At 49.4% G+C, this 251-nt stretch carries 1 rRNA gene; it reads left to right on the forward strand.

Annotation, left to right across the window (positions count from 1 at the left end):
* Positions 1-251, forward strand: a 23S ribosomal RNA gene (locus H5183_RS21560); the annotation flags it as partial.

The following is a 251-nucleotide window of genomic DNA, read 5'->3' on the forward strand; positions in this document are numbered from 1 at the left end:
TGTGAGGGGAGTGAAATAGAACCTGAAACCGTGTACGTACAAGCAGTAGGAGCCCACTTGTTGGGTGACTGCGTACCTTTTGTATAATGGGTCAGCGACTTATATTTTGTAGCGAGGTTAACCGATTAGGGTAGCCGTAGGGAAACCGAGTCTTAACTGGGCGACTAGTTGCAAGGTATAGACCCGAAACCCGGTGATCTAGCCATGGGCAGGTTGAAGGTTGAGTAACATCAACTGGAGGACCGAACCCA

Source organism: Pseudoalteromonas sp. SR44-8 (genome assembly GCF_014163635.1).
Lineage (GTDB): Bacteria > Pseudomonadota > Gammaproteobacteria > Enterobacterales > Alteromonadaceae > Pseudoalteromonas > Pseudoalteromonas rhizosphaerae.